The 16,971-nt window shown below is 57.3% G+C and carries 14 protein-coding genes; 12 read left to right on the forward strand and 2 right to left on the reverse strand.

What is annotated here, in order from left to right; genetic code table 11:
* Positions 1 to 3: 3 nt before the first annotated feature.
* The 12 genes from mreC to G4C92_RS00340 all read left to right on the forward strand — a co-directional run bounded on the left by mreC (position 4) and on the right by G4C92_RS00340 (position 12,668).
* On the forward strand, positions 4 to 837 hold the full coding sequence (gene mreC, locus G4C92_RS00285; protein ID WP_274940640.1) for a rod shape-determining protein MreC: 834 nt from the start codon (positions 4 to 6) through the stop codon (positions 835 to 837).
* Complete coding sequence (mreD, locus tag G4C92_RS00290; RefSeq protein WP_274940641.1) at positions 838 to 1,365, forward strand: rod shape-determining protein MreD; 528 nt, start codon at positions 838 to 840, stop codon at positions 1,363 to 1,365.
* On the forward strand, positions 1,350 to 4,247 hold the full coding sequence (locus tag G4C92_RS00295) for a penicillin-binding transpeptidase domain-containing protein (protein ID WP_274940642.1): 2,898 nt from the start codon (positions 1,350 to 1,352) through the stop codon (positions 4,245 to 4,247). Before mreD ends, G4C92_RS00295 begins: the two co-directional genes overlap by 16 nt.
* Positions 4,248 to 4,363: 116 nt before the next feature.
* Positions 4,364 to 5,560 (forward strand): FtsW/RodA/SpoVE family cell cycle protein, encoded by a 1,197-nt coding sequence (locus G4C92_RS00300; RefSeq protein WP_274940643.1) that lies wholly within the window; start codon positions 4,364 to 4,366, stop codon positions 5,558 to 5,560.
* Positions 5,554 to 6,615 (forward strand): D-alanyl-D-alanine carboxypeptidase family protein, encoded by a 1,062-nt coding sequence (locus G4C92_RS00305; RefSeq protein ID WP_274940644.1) that lies wholly within the window; start codon positions 5,554 to 5,556, stop codon positions 6,613 to 6,615. Before G4C92_RS00300 ends, G4C92_RS00305 begins: the two co-directional genes overlap by 7 nt.
* Positions 6,616 to 6,733: 118 nt before the next feature.
* Positions 6,734 to 7,153: a twitching motility protein PilT gene (locus G4C92_RS00310; protein ID WP_274940645.1), complete on the forward strand. Its 420-nt coding sequence runs from the start codon at positions 6,734 to 6,736 to the stop codon at positions 7,151 to 7,153.
* A 35-nt stretch (positions 7,154 to 7,188) separates the two neighbouring features.
* Complete coding sequence (locus G4C92_RS00315; protein WP_274940646.1) at positions 7,189 to 8,547, forward strand: HlyD family efflux transporter periplasmic adaptor subunit; 1,359 nt, start codon at positions 7,189 to 7,191, stop codon at positions 8,545 to 8,547.
* Positions 8,548 to 8,618: 71 nt separating this feature from the next.
* Complete coding sequence (locus tag G4C92_RS00320) at positions 8,619 to 9,311, forward strand: YggS family pyridoxal phosphate-dependent enzyme (protein ID WP_274940647.1); 693 nt, start codon at positions 8,619 to 8,621, stop codon at positions 9,309 to 9,311.
* Positions 9,312 to 9,329: 18 nt separating this feature from the next.
* On the forward strand, positions 9,330 to 9,968 hold the full coding sequence (locus G4C92_RS00325; protein ID WP_274940648.1) for a cell division protein SepF: 639 nt from the start codon (positions 9,330 to 9,332) through the stop codon (positions 9,966 to 9,968).
* Between the two features lie 117 nt (positions 9,969 to 10,085).
* A complete protein-coding gene (gene aroB / locus G4C92_RS00330; protein ID WP_274940649.1) occupies positions 10,086 to 11,156 on the forward strand; it encodes a 3-dehydroquinate synthase in 1,071 nt (356 codons plus the stop codon).
* Positions 11,157 to 11,206: 50 nt separating this feature from the next.
* A complete protein-coding gene (gene lspA, locus G4C92_RS00335) occupies positions 11,207 to 11,737 on the forward strand; it encodes a signal peptidase II (RefSeq protein ID WP_274940650.1) in 531 nt (176 codons plus the stop codon).
* Between the two features lies 1 nt (position 11,738).
* Positions 11,739 to 12,668 carry an RluA family pseudouridine synthase gene (locus G4C92_RS00340; RefSeq protein ID WP_274940651.1) on the forward strand — a complete coding sequence of 310 codons (930 nt, stop codon included), beginning with the start codon at positions 11,739 to 11,741 and terminating at the stop codon, positions 12,666 to 12,668.
* 28 nt (positions 12,669 to 12,696) lie between these two features.
* On the opposite strand, the gene G4C92_RS00345 is transcribed toward G4C92_RS00340, so the two are convergent.
* Complete coding sequence (locus tag G4C92_RS00345) at positions 12,697 to 16,410, reverse strand: BspA family leucine-rich repeat surface protein (protein ID WP_274940652.1); 3,714 nt, start codon at positions 16,408 to 16,410, stop codon at positions 12,697 to 12,699.
* On the reverse strand, positions 16,407 to 16,964 hold the full coding sequence (locus tag G4C92_RS00350) for a hypothetical protein (protein WP_274940653.1): 558 nt from the start codon (positions 16,962 to 16,964) through the stop codon (positions 16,407 to 16,409). The genes G4C92_RS00345 and G4C92_RS00350 overlap by 4 nt, the downstream gene beginning before the upstream one ends.
* Between the last annotated feature and the right edge of the window lie 7 nt (positions 16,965 to 16,971).

The following is a 16,971-nucleotide window of genomic DNA, read 5'->3' on the forward strand; positions in this document are numbered from 1 at the left end:
CATATGAGCAGCAGTCATTTTCTCGCGGTGATGTCGATCATCTGCGTCGGGCTCATCCTGATCACGATGACCATGCCGGGCGTATCCGCACCGGTCCGCACGGCGGCAGGCTATGTGGTGACGCCGTTCCAGAACGGGATGAACAGCGTCGGCAAATGGCTCGGAACGGCATTTTCCGGATTCAGCAGCGCGCAGAAGCTGACCAGGGAAAACGAGACCCTGAAAAAGCAGGTCTCCGAACTGACGCAGGAGAACAATGATCTGCTTCAGAAGGAAGGCGAGCTGACCCGTCTTCAGTCGCTCTACAATCTTGACAAGAAATACAGCGATTACACAAAGGTCGCCGCAGAAGTCATCTCGAAGGACCCGGGGAACTGGTACAGCACCTTCGTGGTCAACAAAGGATCGAAGGACGGCATCGCGGCAGACATGAACGTACTCGGTCAGGGCGGTCTGATCGGCATTGTAACCGAAGTGGGACAGAACTGGGCGCAGATCCGCTCTATCATCGATGACGACAGCAACGTCAGCGCGATGGCGTCGAACACGTCGGAGCCCTGCACGGTCACGGGCAATCTGCTGGATATGGAAAACGGAAAGATCGATTTCAGCGGTCTTCGCGACAGCGACAACGCCGTCACGGAGGGAACGTCTCTTGTGACATCCAACATCAGCGACAAGTATCTGCCCGGACTTCTGATCGGCTATGTCAGCGAAATTTCGCTGGATTCCAATAACCTCACCAAATCCGGCACACTGATCCCGGCTGCCGACTTCCGCGGTCTCCGCGAGGTTCTGATCATCACGGATCTCAAACAGACAAAGGAGAATTCGTAAGTGAAGAGAAAACTGATCATCGCGCTGATGCTGTGGATCTGCTTTATTCTTCAGACGACCGTCTTCAGTACGTTCCGTTTCCTGTCCGCCACGCCGAATCTGATGATGATTCTCACCGTCTCCATCGGCTTCATGCAGGGGCGGACGGAAGGGCTTCTGACCGGCTTCGCCTGCGGTCTTCTTTATGACATCTGCTACGGCGGCCTCTTCGGTTTTTACGCGCTGCTCTACATGCTCTGCGGTTATTTCTGCGGACGCTTCAGCAAAATCTACTTCGATGAGGACATCAAGGTGCCCCTGCTGCTGACCGGCGGCTGCGACGCCTTCTTCAACCTTGTCGTCTATTTCTCCAGGTTTCTTCTGCGCGGCCGGCTTCATTTCGCCGGCTACCTGAAGGCGGTGATGGTTCCGGATGTCGTCGCGACGCTTCTTCTGACGATCATCCTGTACCGGCTCTTCTACAGAATCAATCACTCGCTGACAGAAAAGGAGAAGAAAGGCAGGCAGTCTCTATGGATAAGGGAATGAAAAGGCATCCTCTCCGTCATTTCCGGTATACCCGGATCATCATACTCGGCGTCGTCTGCGCGCTTCTTTCGGGGATTCTGATTCATCGGCTCTATGATCTGCAGATCATCAACGGGGAGAGCTACCGGACAAATTTCAGCATCAAGACGACCAAGACCCGCACGCTGAAGAGCACCCGCGGCAACATCTATGACCGGAACGGAAAGGTGCTTGCCTACAACAAGCTTTCCTACAGTCTGACACTGGAGGACTCGGGCAGCTATGACACATACAGGCAGCGGGATCTTTCCCTCAACGGCGAGGCCTACCGGATCGCAAAGATTCTCTCAGAGCACGGCGACTCGCTTGACAATGACTTTCATGTGGTGCTGGGCAAAAACGGTCAGTACACCTATGACGTCGACGGCCGCACGCTCCAGCGCTTCAAGGCGGACGTCTACGGCTGCGCCAAGATCAACGACATGACAGAGGAACAGGCCCAGTCCACGGCTGACCAGATGATCCAGACCCTGAGCGGGAAGAAACGTTTCGGACTGGTCCGCTCCGACAAGCCGTACACGGCGGAGGAGCTGAAAAAAGCAGGCCTTCCGGAGACACTGTCCCCTGAGGATACGCTGAACATCATCTATGTCCGCTACCAGCTTTTCACCACGCAGTACCGAAAATACATGCCGGTGACGATCGCGCGCCGGCTGTCCGACCAGTCCGTGGCAGCCCTCAACGAGGAAAAGAATTCTCTGGAGGGCATCGAGATCGTGGAGGACACCACCCGCGTCTACTCCAACGCGGTTCCCTTCGCCTCACTGATCGGCTATATCGGCAAAGTTTCGAGCGAGGATCTCGCCGAGCTTCAGTCCTCTGATTCAAGCTACACAAGCGAGTCGATCGTCGGTAAATCCGGTATTGAAAAAGTATGCGAGAGCACGCTGCAGGGAAGTGACGGACAGGAGACCGTCTATGTGGACCGGTTCGGCAAGGTGCTGGAGCAGGACGAGAGCAAGACGATCCAGCCCACCGCGGGAGGCAACGTCTATCTGACCATCGACTCCGACCTTCAGAACGCGATTTACAAGATTCTTGAACAGCGGATCGCCGGCATCCTTGAGACCGTCATCATTGACGCGGATACCTTCGACACCTCGGGCGTCACGGATACGGCCAACATCCGTGTGCCGGTGACGGATGTCTACGACGCCATCATCGAGAACGGCGTGCTGGATCTTTCGCAGCTGTCCGCCCCGAACGCGACTTCGAGCGAGAGTCAGATTTACAGTATTTTCACGCAAAAGCAGAGTGAGGTCTTCTCCTCGCTGAGCGATCAGCTAACCGGTTCCGCTCCGACGCCGTACAATCAGCTCAGCGACGAGATGAAGGAATATGAATCCTATATCATCAATGATCTGCTGACAGCGAAGACCGGCATTCTCGACAGCTCGAAAATCGACAAGACGGACGCCACTTATCTCGCGTGGACCCGCGATGAGACGATATCTCTCAAGGATTATCTGACCTATGCGGCCAGCCGGAACTGGATCAATATCTCCGCGATCAATTCGGATGAAACCTATATGGATTCCGAGGAGACATATCAGAAACTCAGCGAATATATTCGGACGTACCTTGCGACCGACACGGCATTTTCCAAGATTCTCTACAAGTATCTGATCGACAGCAAGACGCTGAGCGGGGCGCTGGTGCTGGAGGCGCTGTATGACCAGGGAATCCTGAGCAACAGCGACGGCACGCTGGATGAGCTGCAGGCAGACGCTTCTTCCGCCTACTCGGTTGTTCTGAAGAAAATCGATGATCTGGAGCTGACGCCCGCCATGCTGGCTCTTGATCCCTGCTCCGGATCGGCTGTGGTCACCGACCCCAACACAGGCGAAATTCTCGCCTGCGTCTCCTATCCGGGCTACGACAACAACCGGCTTGCCAACACGATGGATGTCAGCTACTACAACAAGCTGGCGGCCGACAAGTCCGGCCCGTTCTACAACAAGGCGACGCAGCAGGAGACGGCGCCCGGATCGACGTTCAAGCTGATCACTACCACAGCCGGGCTTGAGGAAAAGGTCATCACGAAGGATACGATCTTCAACTGCACCGGCACCTTCGATCTCACGGAGACGCCGCTGAAATGCTGGCTCACGACCGGACACGGCCCGCTCAACATCATCGGCGGAATCCAGAACTCCTGCAATGTGTTCTTCTGCAATGTGGCCTACCAGCTGGGTCTCAACGAGGAAGGCAATTGGTCCGACTCGCTGTCCCTGAGCAAACTGCAGCAGTACGCGAAGCTTTATAATATGGACAAGCCTTCCGGCATCGAGGTGCCGGAGAACGATCCTCAGGTGTCCGACCAGTATGCGATCCAGTCCTCGATCGGACAGGGTACGCATGCCTACACCACGACGCAGCTGGCGCGGTACGTCACGACGCTGGCCAATAGCGGCACGAGCTACAATCTTTCCATGATCGACAAGACCACCGACGCGGAGGGCAATGTCATCAAGGATTATTCGCCCTCGGTGGAGTCCCAGCTTTCCATCAGCAGCTCGACCTGGGACATCATCCATGAAGGCATGAGAGCCGTGATCGAGAGCAAGCCGGACTACACGAATCTTGGCGTCGAGGTAGCCGGCAAGACCGGAACCGCCCAGGAAAGCAAGTCTCGTCCGTCTCATGCGCTGTTCATCTGCTACGCTCCTTACGACAAGCCGCAGATCGCGATGGCGATCCGGATCGGAAACGGCTACTCTTCGACCAACTGTCTGCTGACGGCGAGGGATATTCTGCAGTATTACTTCAAGCTGGCCGATACCAGCGAAATTATCACCGGCAAGGCAAAGAACGATTCCCTTAGTTCCGCCAACGTCGACTGACAGGCGGACGCTTCATTCGCCCGGACCGGCCTTCAGGCCCGGGCGCGGTTTCGCCCGGCCTGCTCAGTACCTGTGTCAGCACCTGGGTTTGTCATCACGAAGGAAGAGAGGATTTCATGCTCAGACAATACCGTTTGCGGGATTACGATTTCAGACTGGTTCTGTGGCTCGTCACGCTGTCGGCCATCGGCGTGCTGCTCGTCGGCTCCGCCGACGCCGCGCTTCAGACAAGGCAGTTAGCCGGTATGATCGCCGGCTGCACCCTCATGATCGTCCTTTCCCTGATCGACTACTCGTGGCTTCTGAACTTCTCGTGGGTTCTCTATTTCCTGAACCTGGCGATTCTGGCTGCGGTCCGTCTGACAGGGCACAGCAGCCACGGAGCGACGCGCTGGATCAACATCGGCGGCTTCCGCTTCCAGCCCGTTGAGCTGTCAAAAATTATTCTGATTCTGTTCTTCGCGCGGTATTTTCTTGACCATGAGAACGATCTGAACCGTTTCTCCGTTCTGCTTCGCACACTGGTTCTGATCACGGTTCCGCTTGCGCTGATCTTTGCCCAGCCGGACCTCAAGAACACGATCACCATCCTGATCCTGTTCACAATCCTCTACTTCATCGCCGGTCTCAGCGTCCGATACATCGCCATCGTGCTCGCCGTCATCATCCCGCTCGGGGCGATCTTCATGTCCATTGTCGTCCAGCCCGACCAGACGCTGATCAAGGATTATCAGCGCAAGCGGATCATGGCCTTCCTCAACCCGGACAGCGAGGAGTACACGGACGACACGACGCAGCAGAACAACTCGGTCGTCGCCATCGGAAGCGGTCAGCTGACCGGCAAGGGGCTCAACAATTCGGATGTGGATTCGGCCAACAAGGGCAAGTTCATCGCCGAAATTGACACGGACTTCATCTTCGCCGTAGCGGGAGAGGAGCTGGGGTTCCTCGGAAGTGCCGGAATTGTCATCCTCCTCCTTCTGGTCGTGCTGGAGTGTCTGATCACAGCGGCGAAGGCCAAAGACCTCGCAGGACGGCTCATCTGCTGCGGGATGGGCGCTCTGGTGTCGATCCAGAGCTTCATCAACATCGGCGTTGTCACGAGAATCCTTCCCAACACGGGGACGCCGCTCCCGTTTGTGAGCTACGGTCTGACTTCGCTGCTCTCGCTCTTCATCGGCATGGGTCTTGTCCTCAACGTCGGTCTTCAGGGACGCGTCCGCTTCGAGCGCATGCCGGAGCGGATGTACCGCGGCAGCCTTCAGCGGGAACGCGACGGCCGGTATAACGGAAGGAGAGTGAGATCATGGTGAAGCTGTTCCGCCGTCCGGCGCACACGCCGATTGATCCGCGCACACAGGGGAAGCGGGAAGACAAACGGCTGTGGCTGATCACGCTGGCCGGTCTTCTCGCGGTTGTGCTGGCCGCCGTCGTCATACTCGTGTTCCTTCTGAGCGGCAGTTCCTCTTCACTGACGATTCCGGACCGCTGGACCAACGCCCGCATGGTGTATGACACCAGCGAACAGACCGCCATGCAGTCGAAGACGTCCTTCACCTCCAGCCTCTGCATCGGAGCAAACAATGTGGCCAATGACGCCGTTTCGGTCGGAGACAGCGAAAAGGCGGCCCTGTTTTCCCTTGATGACCGGAAGGTCGTCTACGCGAAGGAAATGTACGAAAAAATCTACCCGGCCTCCATCACGAAGATCATGACCGCGATCCTCGCGCTGAAATCGGACAAGATGGATGAGACGGTGACGATCAACTGGCAGGACGTAGATCTCGAGAGCGGCTCACAGGTCGTCGGTTTCCGGATCGGAGACAAGGTCAGGATGAGCGAGCTTCTCCGCGGCATGCTGATCCACTCCGGCAACGATGCCGCCCAGGCGATCGCACGCACCGTCGGAGGCACGCAGGCAAAATTCGTGAAAATGATGAACGAGGAGCTGGAAACGCTCGGCTGCACCGGAAGTCATTTCATGAATCCGACAGGCCTCCATGACGACGATCACTACACGACGGTCTACGATATCTATCTGATGCTGAACGAAGCGATGAAGTACGACGATTTCGTCAACATCATCCAGGTTCCGGTCTATGATCTCACCTATCAGAACGCCGACGGCACCGAGATGCATGTGACGCTGGATTCCACCGATCATTTTCTGACGGGAGAAGTCGAGCCCCCGCGGAATGTAACTGTGCTCGGCGGCAAGACCGGCACGACCGCCGCGGCCGGAAACTGTCTGGCGCTGCTCTCGCAGAACGCCTACGGACAGTTCTATATCTCCGTCGTCGTGGATGCGCCGTCGAAGGACCAGCTGTATCAGGATCAGTTCTCGCTGCTTTCTTGCATCAACAGCTGAGCGGAGGCGGAGAGGAGAATCTTTGCTTGTTTTTTACATAGGCTTCGCCTATAATTAATGACAGATTACATGCCCGTTTTTACGCAGTCTACGAGTACATGCAAGGAGGTAAGCGCCAATGGTTCAGTTAATTATTGGACAGAAGGGTAAGGGCAAGACAACCGCAATTCTCAGCAAGGTGAATGAAGAAATAAAGACGGCAACCGGAAATATTGTATTTCTTGACAAAGACAGCCAGCATATGTATGAGCTGAACAACCGGATCCGTCTCATTGATGTTTCCGTTTATCCGATCTCGAACCCGGATGAGTTTGTCGGCTTCGTCAGCGGCATCATCTCTCAGGATCACGACATTCAGTCCATGTACCTCGATGGCTTCATGAAATGCGCGAAGCTGGAGGGAAAGGACATCACAGATACCGTCCGCAAGCTCGACCGTGTCAGCTCCATGTTCAACATCAATTTTGTCATCTCTGTCTCTCTTGACAAGAGCGAACTGCCGGAGGAGCTTCAGGATAAGGTACTGATCAGCCTGTAATGCGTATTCCTTCTTCAGAAAATGAACGGAAAAGAGTGCCAGACCGCCGTCGCCCCCGTCTTCCGCGTCTCTTCACGCTGAACATCGGAACGGTTGTGTTTGGCATTCTTTTTATCTATATCATCGGCAGCGTCATCCTCTATATGACCAGGACCCACGTCAGCTCCTATACCGTTACCTCCGGCCCGCTGGCGAAAAACCAGACATATACCGGAGTCGCTCTGTATGATGAAACGCTCGTCTCCGCGGAAGCCGGCGGCTATATCGATTATTACGCCCGGGACGGCGTGAAGGTCCGCAGCGGAGGCGTCGTGTACGGCGTGAGTCCGACGAAAAAGACCGGTTCCGCCGCCGCACCGGATCAGTCCACCCTTTCCGCGATCCGGACGGATATGAAGCAGTTCTCCGAAACCTTCGATCCGGTCAATTTCCATACCGTCTATTCCCTCCGTTATCAGGTGGAAGGACGGATCCTGAACGCCGCGCTGTCCGGCGATGCCGGCGCCTCCTCCGGTTCTCTGACAGTGGGAGACGAGACACTGTACACGGCCCCGTCGGACGGGATTGTCTGCTACTCCACCGACGGATATGAAAACCTCGATGAAAAGAAGCTGACTTCCTCGGTCTTCGACGAGAAGGAATACCGGTTGAAGGCCATCAAGACCGGCTCCGGCGTCACCACCGGAGATCCTGTCTACCGGCTGATCCGCTCGGAGAAATGGAGCCTTCTTCTCCCTCTGACGGCAAAGCAGGCTGTCAGTCTGGCTGATCTGAGCTATGTGAAGGTGAAGTTTCTGAAGGACGGCGTGTCACAGAACGCCTCGTTCTCCATCCATACGATGCATGACGGAACGCAGTACGGGCGTCTTGACTTCTCAAACGGCCTGATCCGTTATCTGGACAACCGCTACATCGAAATCGAGCTCGTGACCAATACGGCCGTCGGACTCAAGGTTCCGGTCTCCGCTGTCGTCACGCGCTCTTTCTTCACGATCCCGGACGGTTATGCCTCGGATGACGGCGGCAGCACCGTCGCGTTTCTCCGGCAGATGACTGACCGCACCGGAAAAGTGACTTACGCTCCGGTCAGACCCACGATCTACGCCCACGAAAACGGCGCCTATTACGTCGATGATTCCGATTTTTCTCCGGGTGATATCATCGTGCGGGATGAGACGTCCGCCTCCAACCGGTACATTGTCCGCGATACGGCCGAGCTGGAGGGCGTCTACAGTATGAACCGCGGATATGCGCTCTTCCGGCGCGTGAACATCATCGACAAGAACGAGGACTACTGCATCGTAGAGAGCGGAACCGCATACGGCATTGCCCGGTTTGACAACATTGTTGAACACGGCTCCTCCGTAAAAAACGCCCAGATCACCGCAGGATGACGGTTTCCGTCAGGCGGCCGCCCGGGCGGACGGTGTCCCGTTCCATCACATAACCAAAGAAGGTGAAGACAATGGTAACAGAAAATCTGGAAGCCGTGCGCCGCGAGATACGTGCGCATGCGGAAAAGGCAGGCCGGAATCCGGATGACGTGCTTCTTCTTGCTGTCAGCAAGACAAAGCCGGAATCCGACATCCGCGCCCTCTATGAGGCAGGGCAGCGGGATTTCGGAGAGAACTATGTGCAGGAGCTCTGCGAAAAGCAGTCCCATCTGCCGAAGGACATCCGCTGGCATATGATCGGCCACCTTCAGCGCAACAAGGTCAAATACATCGCCCCGTTTGTCGCGCTGATCCATTCCGTGGACAGCCGTGCTCTGGCGGATACCATCGAAAAGGAAGCGGCAAAAGCCGGCCGTATCATTCCGGTCCTGATCGAGGTGAACGTCGCCGGTGAGACGACCAAATTCGGCGTCACGCCGGAAGAGGAGCCGTCACTTGCCGGGTACATCCGTTCCCTTTCCCATGTGCAGCTCCGCGGCTTCATGACATCCGCTCCGATCGTGCAGGATCCGGAAGAAAACCGGCCGGTGTTCCGCCGCCTCCGTCAATTAAGTGTTGACATCAATCGGCAAAGCATCAATAATGAAAAGACAGATGTGCTCAGCATGGGAATGTCCGATGATTTTACAGTCGCTGTGGAGGAGGGTTCGACCTGTGTCAGAGTGGGGACACGGATTTTCGGCGCACGAGACTACAGCAGATAAACACAGGCAGGGAGAGCGATGGGTTTTCTTGACAGGTTCCTTGGCGCGATCAAGCTGAATGATGACTTTGACGACGAGGACGAGGATGATTTCCTCGATGACGAGGATCCCGATGACGAGGACTTCGACGAGGAGGACGAGCCCCCCGCAAGGACGAAGAGCCGGTTTTTCCGCCGCTTCGAGCCGGATGACGAAGAGACAGACGATTTTGCCGAGGACAAAGCACCGGTGAGAAAACCGGTTCCGCCCCGTCAGAATCCGACTGCCAGAACGGTTCGGGAGGCAAGACCGATTCGCCGTGATGATCGGAAACAGCCGAAGAGCCGCTCCAAGGTGACACCGATCCGGCGAAAGAACAGCGAGCCCCAGATGGATGTCAATGTACTGCGTCCCTCATCCATGGAGGATACAAGAGAAATCGCGGACGCACTGATGGACGGCAGCACGGTTGTTCTGAATCTGGAAGGAATGGATGTGGATATTGCCCAGCGGGTCATCGATTTCACATGCGGCGTCTGTTATTCCCTGCACGGCAATCTGCAGAAAGTTTCCGGCTTTATCTTCATTCTCACGCCGGAGAACGTGGATATCAGCGGCGACTACCAGAGCATCATTGACGGCGCCTTCGATCTGCCCTCCATGAAGGCAGGCTACTGAAAGACGCAGGACGAGAATACCGCAGCATCAGGATGAATCCCGTCCTGATGCTTTTCTTTTGTTTCTCTGCCGCCCAGGCAGCGATTCCGGAATCACATACCCAGAAAGGATGGCGACATGACCGCTACCAATCCTGTTACTCAGCCTCTTTTTCACGATTCATTCAACGCACTGCCTGACGCGCTCCGGCCGTTTCCTTTTGCCGGGCACCGTGCCATGCTGGTCGGCGATACCCACACTCTGGCGCTGTTCGGCCAGGCGGTGCGGGAACGTCTCGAATCCGTCTTTTGCAAAGTGAGTGTCTACGAATTTGAAGCCGGAGAGGAGCACAAGACGCTCAATTCGGTGAAGGGCCTGCTGGCCGCGATGATTGACGGTCATTTCGACAGAAAAGACTGCATCGTTGCCCTCGGGGGCGGTGTGGTAGGAGACATGGGCGGCTTCGCCGCAGCCATTTACCTCCGGGGCATCCCTGTGGTTCAGATCCCGACAACCCTGCTGGCTCAGGTTGACTCCAGTATCGGAGGAAAAACCGGCGTTGATTTCGACGGTTACAAGAACATGATCGGTGCGTTCCATATGCCGGCATGCATTTACACCAATGTATCCGTGCTGTCCGCCCTTCCCGACGACCAGTTCGCGTCCGGAATGGGAGAGGTCATCAAAAGCGCGCTGCTCGGCGACGCCGCGCTTTACCGCTGGCTCCAGACTAACCGGGACGGCATCGCCGCCCGCGATCCCGCGCTGCTTCTTGAGATGATCCGCCGCACCGCGGAGATCAAGGTGGAAATCGTGACAGAGGATCCTACAGAACAGGGACGGCGTGCTCTGCTCAATCTTGGTCATACCGTCGGTCATGCTGTCGAGAAGGCGTGCCGCTTCACCATGATGCACGGGGCATGTGTCGCGGTCGGGCTGGCCGCCGCCGCCTCAATGAGTATCTCCCGTGGCCTGATCCGTGAAGAGGACCGTACGGACATCATCCGCACGCTTCATGACTACGGGCTCCCTTCCTCCGTCAGCGGACTCCGGGCGGAAGACGTGCTCAGGATCACAAAATCGGATAAAAAGATGTCCGACGGCCAGATCCGTTTTATTCTGCTCCGCAGTCCGGGCTCAGCATTCTACACGGACGATGTCACGGACGGCGAGCTGCTCGCAGGCATCCGTTCCGTCCTGACAGACTGACGGGAAAGAGAGTACTGCGCATCCCCGTCAGAAAGAGAGGAGACAGTTCTTTGAATCCGGAAACAACAAAGCATCCCGGGCCGGCCGCGGGCCGTATCCTGCTGCACGATCTGATCCTGCTGATCCTTCTGATCTCGGCCGACCAGGTCACAAAATGGCTTGCCGTGCGTTTTCCCGGCCGGAACGGCGCGCTGGTTCTGATCCCGGGTGTTTTCGAGCTGCGCTATCTTGAGAACCGCGGTGCGGCCTTCGGCCTCTTCCAGAACGGTCAGATCTTTTTTATTCTGCTCACCCTGATCGTTGCCGCCGCGGTCCTCAGGGTTTATCTGCGTCTTCCCGTCACGCGGCGCTACCGGGCGCTACGCGCCGTCTGCGTCGTTCTGACTGCCGGAGCCGCCGGCAATCTGATCGACCGGATCCTGTACGGATATGTCCGTGATTTCTTTTACATCGTTCTGATCCATTTTCCGATCTTCAATGTGGCCGATATCTGTGTGACCGGATCCGCCGCAGCCGCGGTGATCCTGCTTTTCACTGTATATCGGAACGACGACTTCACATTTTTGAAAAAGGAGCGCTGATATGCCGCAGGAACGCATGCTGACCGTGACCGGAGAGGAGGAAGGGATCCGTGCCGACCGCTATCTGGCCGGACATCTACCGGAATTATCCCGTTCCTACATCCAGCAGCTGATCTCTGACGGCCGGGTGACTTCGGGCGGACGAAAGATCAAGGCGAGCCGGCCGGTGGCAGCAGGAGAGATGCTGCATCTTCTGATCCCTGATCCGGTTGTGCCGGATATCCGGCCTGAGCCCATGGAACTCCATATTCTCTATGAAGATGAGGATATTCTGATCGTAGACAAACCGAAGGGACTCACCGTCCATCCGGCTCCCGGCCATTGGAGCGGCACGCTGGTAAACGGGCTGCTGGCTCACTGCGGTTCTGAGCTTTCCGGAATCAACGGTGTCCTCCGTCCGGGTATCGTCCATCGCATAGACATGAACACCAGCGGTGTGCTCGTCGTCTGCAAGACGGACTCGGCACACCGCTGCATCGCGGAGCAGCTCCGCGTTCATTCCATCACCCGGCTTTATCGCGGCGTGGTGATCGGCAATCTGCCTGACGATGAGGGCACCGTGACGGGTGCGATCGGCCGAAGCCCGAAAGACCGAAAAAAAATGGCCGTGGTCCGCGAAGGCGGCAAGCCGGCCGTCACGCACTATCGCGTATTGGAACGCTTCGGCTCTTACACCAGCTGCGAGTTTCGCCTCGAGACAGGCCGGACTCACCAGATCCGCGTCCATATGGCTTCGATCGGCCATCCTCTGCTTGGAGATGATGTTTACGGACCGTTCCGCTGCTCTTTCCGTCTGAACGGACAGACACTGCATGCCATGGTTCTGGGGTTCCGTCACCCGCGCACCGGTCAGTACATGGAGTGGACCGCACCGCTTCCGCCGTACTTCGCGGAGCTTCTTGAAACGCTCCGGAGTCAGTCAAGTTCCTGATCCCGGAGCATACGCTTCAGTCAGGAGTTCAGCCGTACCCGCCGTGCCTCCGGCAGATCGGCGCGCCGACGGCCGCACCGAAGCAGAGCAGGAGAAGAGCAGGCCAGCAGGTTTCCTTCACGCCCGTCGGGACAATCCCCTCGCGGGTATTGGTATAGCAGACAGTCGTGTCCTGAAGCAGCACCCCCTTATCCGTCCGTTCTTTTTCATCCGTTTCGGCTCCGGAGGAGTCTTCAATCGTCACCTGATAGCCGGATGCCTCCTCTGTGATCCGATAGGCGCATCCCTCCGGAAGACCGTCAAAGCGGATCGACTGGCCGCCCTGAAGGAAGAAGACAGAAGCGGCCTTTCCGTCCGCGTCCGCCGTGACGGAAAGAGGGTTGTGCCGTTTCTCCTGCAAAGGCAGCTGCTCGTCCGCGTTTCCGAGATCAACCGCCACGGCCGAGCCGGCAGTCAGTCCTTCAAACACAGCCGAGAACGAAAAGTACCGGTTTCTCGATGCCTGATTTCCACGAACTTCCTTTCTGACGGTCAGACTGTGAGGCCGGTCTTTCCGATCCACCATGGTCAGAACAGCCTCCTCTGATTCCGGATCCTTCCCGTTCACAAGCAGCCTTCCATTCCGGGTGCTCACTTCGAATACGAGATCGGGTGCGGCTGAGTATCCATCCGGCGCAGACAGCTCCGTCAGACGATATGTCCCTTCCCGAAGCGGAACCGGAAGATAGACCCTGTGAAGATCGGCCAGCCGGCGGCCCGTCTTGGAACCGTTCCGGTACTCCGCGTGCGTCGTCGTGGTCCATGTGTCCACTGTCTCTCCGTCCGGTCCCACAACCCGCAGCACCGCACCTGCGATCCCGAATCCGTCCGGATCCGTCTTGGCCGCCCGAATGGGCGGAAGATCGAGATGATTGCTGAAAATCACTTCCGTGCTGCCGCTCCTTTCGTCCAGCGTCTTTGGTCCGGTTGAAAGCGGAAGACCTTTTCCGGCCGTACCCTGACGGCCCTCCATCTCATACGACGGGTCCTCCGGGCGAATCGCGTAGGAGGCCGTGTATTCTTCCGGTGTCTGCTCCGTCACCTCGTACGAGCAGCCGGACGGAAGATTCCGAATCGTCAGAGCGCCGCCCGCCGTAAGCGTGAAGTCCGACTGTGCACAGCCGCTGCCGTCGGCCCTGAGCACCACCGTTCCGTCATCCGCCGGATACGAGCTCCCGGCCGCAAGTCCTTCAAGACGAAGCCCGAACGAAAACCGGTCTGTGAGCCGGCAGCTCCCGTCCGCTGTTTTCCTGACCGTAAGAAGATAAGGTCCGTCCGGAATAAGCTGAAAGCTCACATCCGCCTTTCCCAGAGAACCGTGACCTCCGACCAGACGTCTCCGGAACGTACCGTCCAGCAGAATCAGATTCTGCCCCCCGCCGGATACCTGGTAGGTCAGCTGAAAGCTGTCAGGCACCTCATCCGCCGTGACGGCGGCCAGTTCCCCTGCCGTTCCGCTGAGTTTCACAGACGGCTCCGGGTTCGTGTAATACCACACGCAGGTCTGCAGAATCTCCGCCGCACCCTCGGCGGAAAGCTGATCACGAAGAGCAAAGGAATGATCGTCGTAGTACATGTACCAGATCATGGCCCGCAGCTTGTCTTCAAGCGCCTTTCCCTCGAGAAGCGGCGCTCCGGTCCCCGCGTAGGATTCCCCGATATAGAGCTCATCGAAATCAGTCGTCACGCTTCCCGGCGGAAGCGTACGCCCGTAACCGTATCCGGTCCGGTTGAGACAGATCTTCCCGCCTCCGATCCTTTTTGCGAACGATTCCTCAAAGAAATGCTCTCCGTCGGATTCCTTCTGCTCTGTGATCGTGATGGTCCGTTCCCTTTCCTTTGTCTGATAGCCATCCGGAATGCCGGTCATCTGAACAATATAGGTCCCCGGACCGAGAAATGTGCTGCAGCCGTCTTCCCAGCGGAATTCGGGAATCAGGACTTCCCCGCTTTCATCCAGTACGCGTAAACGGACTCCTTCCGGAACAGCTCCGCCGCTGCATGTAACGGAAACGGCCACATTGTCCTCCGCAGTCCCGTACAGCGTCCTCTGCCGGTCGGGAAGAACCGTCCATGTCGTCTGATCGGTCCGGTCGTACATCTGAACCGGCAGAATCCCCATCCGGTTGTTTACGCTGTCTTTCGGCGTCACCAGTTTCTGGAACCGGCACTTGTCAAAGATGCCGTCCATCGCTTTTACCTTCTCCACGGAGAAGGAGGAAAGATCAAGCGTGCGGAGGGAGTAGCACATCGCGAACATGCTCTTCATCAGCGTCACGTTTCCGGTATCGAAGGAGCTCAGGTCGAGCTCCCGGACGTGACTCCCGGAAAACATCATGGACATATCGTTCACCGCGGATGTGTCAAAATTCCGCAGATCCAGCTTCTTCATGCCGGAATCGCAGAACATATATGTCATGTCCTTCGCACCGGATGTGACAAAGGAACTGAGATCCAGTGACTCCAGCTCCTCACAGTAGGCAAACATCAGCCGGAAAGACGTGCCGCGGGAGGTATTGAAGCGGCTCACGTCCAGCGCCTTCACCTTGCCGAGATCGGTGAACATCGCGCTGAAATCCGTGGCGGCCGAAGTGTCGAAACCGCTCACATCCAGCGCCGTGATCTCCCGGCAGGACGCGAACATGCCGCTGAAGCTGATTCCTTTCGAAGTGTCAAACCGACTCACATCCAGCTCCTTCACGGCCGTGCATTCGTTGAACATATCGGCAAAGGACGTCACGCCTGACGTATCAAAGCCGCTCACATCCAGCCGGTCAACCTGCCGATCGGACATGAACATCCCCTCCATCCCGGTCACCCCGGATGTATCGAACCCGGAAACATCAAGATGCTTCAGCTTGGGACAGTAGCAGAACATCTGATTCATGCTCGTCGCTTCGGATGTGTCCAGACCGCGGACATCAAGCTCCGTGCAGACGGGAAGGACGCTGAACATCCGGTCGCAGTTTCCCACTGCCTTCACCCCGGACCCGATTCTGATCGCGGTGACCGGCTCGCATCTCTCGAACACATTTCCGGAAAGCCGGACCCTGAAAAGGCGGCCTTCGTGAAGATATTCCGCCGGTACCGTGACCTCCGTCCCGGATCCGACAAAGCGCGTGAGCGTCAGCATACCCGCCTTCTCATCGATCTCATACCGGAAATTCATCAGCAGATCCATGTCGTCGGCCGCAGCCTCTGCGGCCGATTCCATACCGGAGTCCGATGTTCCCGCTGTTCCGTCTCCGGATGCCGGAGCCTCTTCTACAGGACGTACAGAGGGAAACGCGGAGGAGGCGGGGCCGTTCGTTCCCGCCGGCTTCACGGCGGATTCTGCATCCCCGTCCCCGAACCTCTCTGCCGTTTCGCCCGCGGCCGCCTCCGGAGAGAAGATGTCGTCCTCCGTGTCACCATCTGAACGAGGTGTTCCGCTCTCCGAAGACACGGACGAAGCCGGAAGGGCCGCCACGCTCTCTGACGGTGCTGACGAAACCGAACAAACCGCTCCGTTTTCGGCTGTCCCTTCCTCCCCGGACAAAACGGTTTCCGTTTCAGGCGGAGCCGCCTGATCTTCCCGCACGGAATCGGCTTCCGGAGCCGTCCCCTCCGGAACAGCCGCAAGGGAACAGACAACCTGTGCGGCCCAGATGAGGGCAAACAGCACAGCTGCCGCACCCTTACGGGCTGCATGCCTTTTTCTCATACTTTTTCACCTCTTTTCTTAAAAAGCAGCATCCTGACCGCACAGAGGGCCGAAAGAAGAAAAGCTCCCAGCCAGAGCACAGCGTCCGACCGGTCCCCGGTCCGGATGCCTCCGCCGCCCGAACGGATCCCTCCGGACACGCCTCTCCGGCCGGACAAAGAATCTGTCTTTTTCTTTCCTCCGAACCGGATGCACTCCACTTTCTCCTTCGTATTGCCACGTTCAATGACGACGGTCCCCTCGAGGCGTCCGTCAGATTCGCTGACGACGCAGACTTGAACGTGGAACAGCGTGTCGGGAAAGGACGGATTCGTCACCGTATAGCGATAGGTGCCGGGCACTGTGTACGTCAGGTGGAAGCCGTCCTTCTTCCGTACCGCCTGGCCGGCGCTGATCCGGACTTCGCCCGCATCCGAGCAGACCGGAATAAGGATCCTGACGGAAGGCTCAGCGCCCGCCCTCGTCCTTCTGGAGGAAAGCAGCAGAAGAAGCAGAAGACTCCCGATCAGCCGGAAAGACCTCCGCCATTGTTTTGTCACTTGCGTTTCAACCATTGATTCA

Source organism: Chordicoccus furentiruminis, assembly GCF_019355395.1.
GTDB lineage: Bacteria > Bacillota > Clostridia > Lachnospirales > Lachnospiraceae > Chordicoccus > Chordicoccus furentiruminis.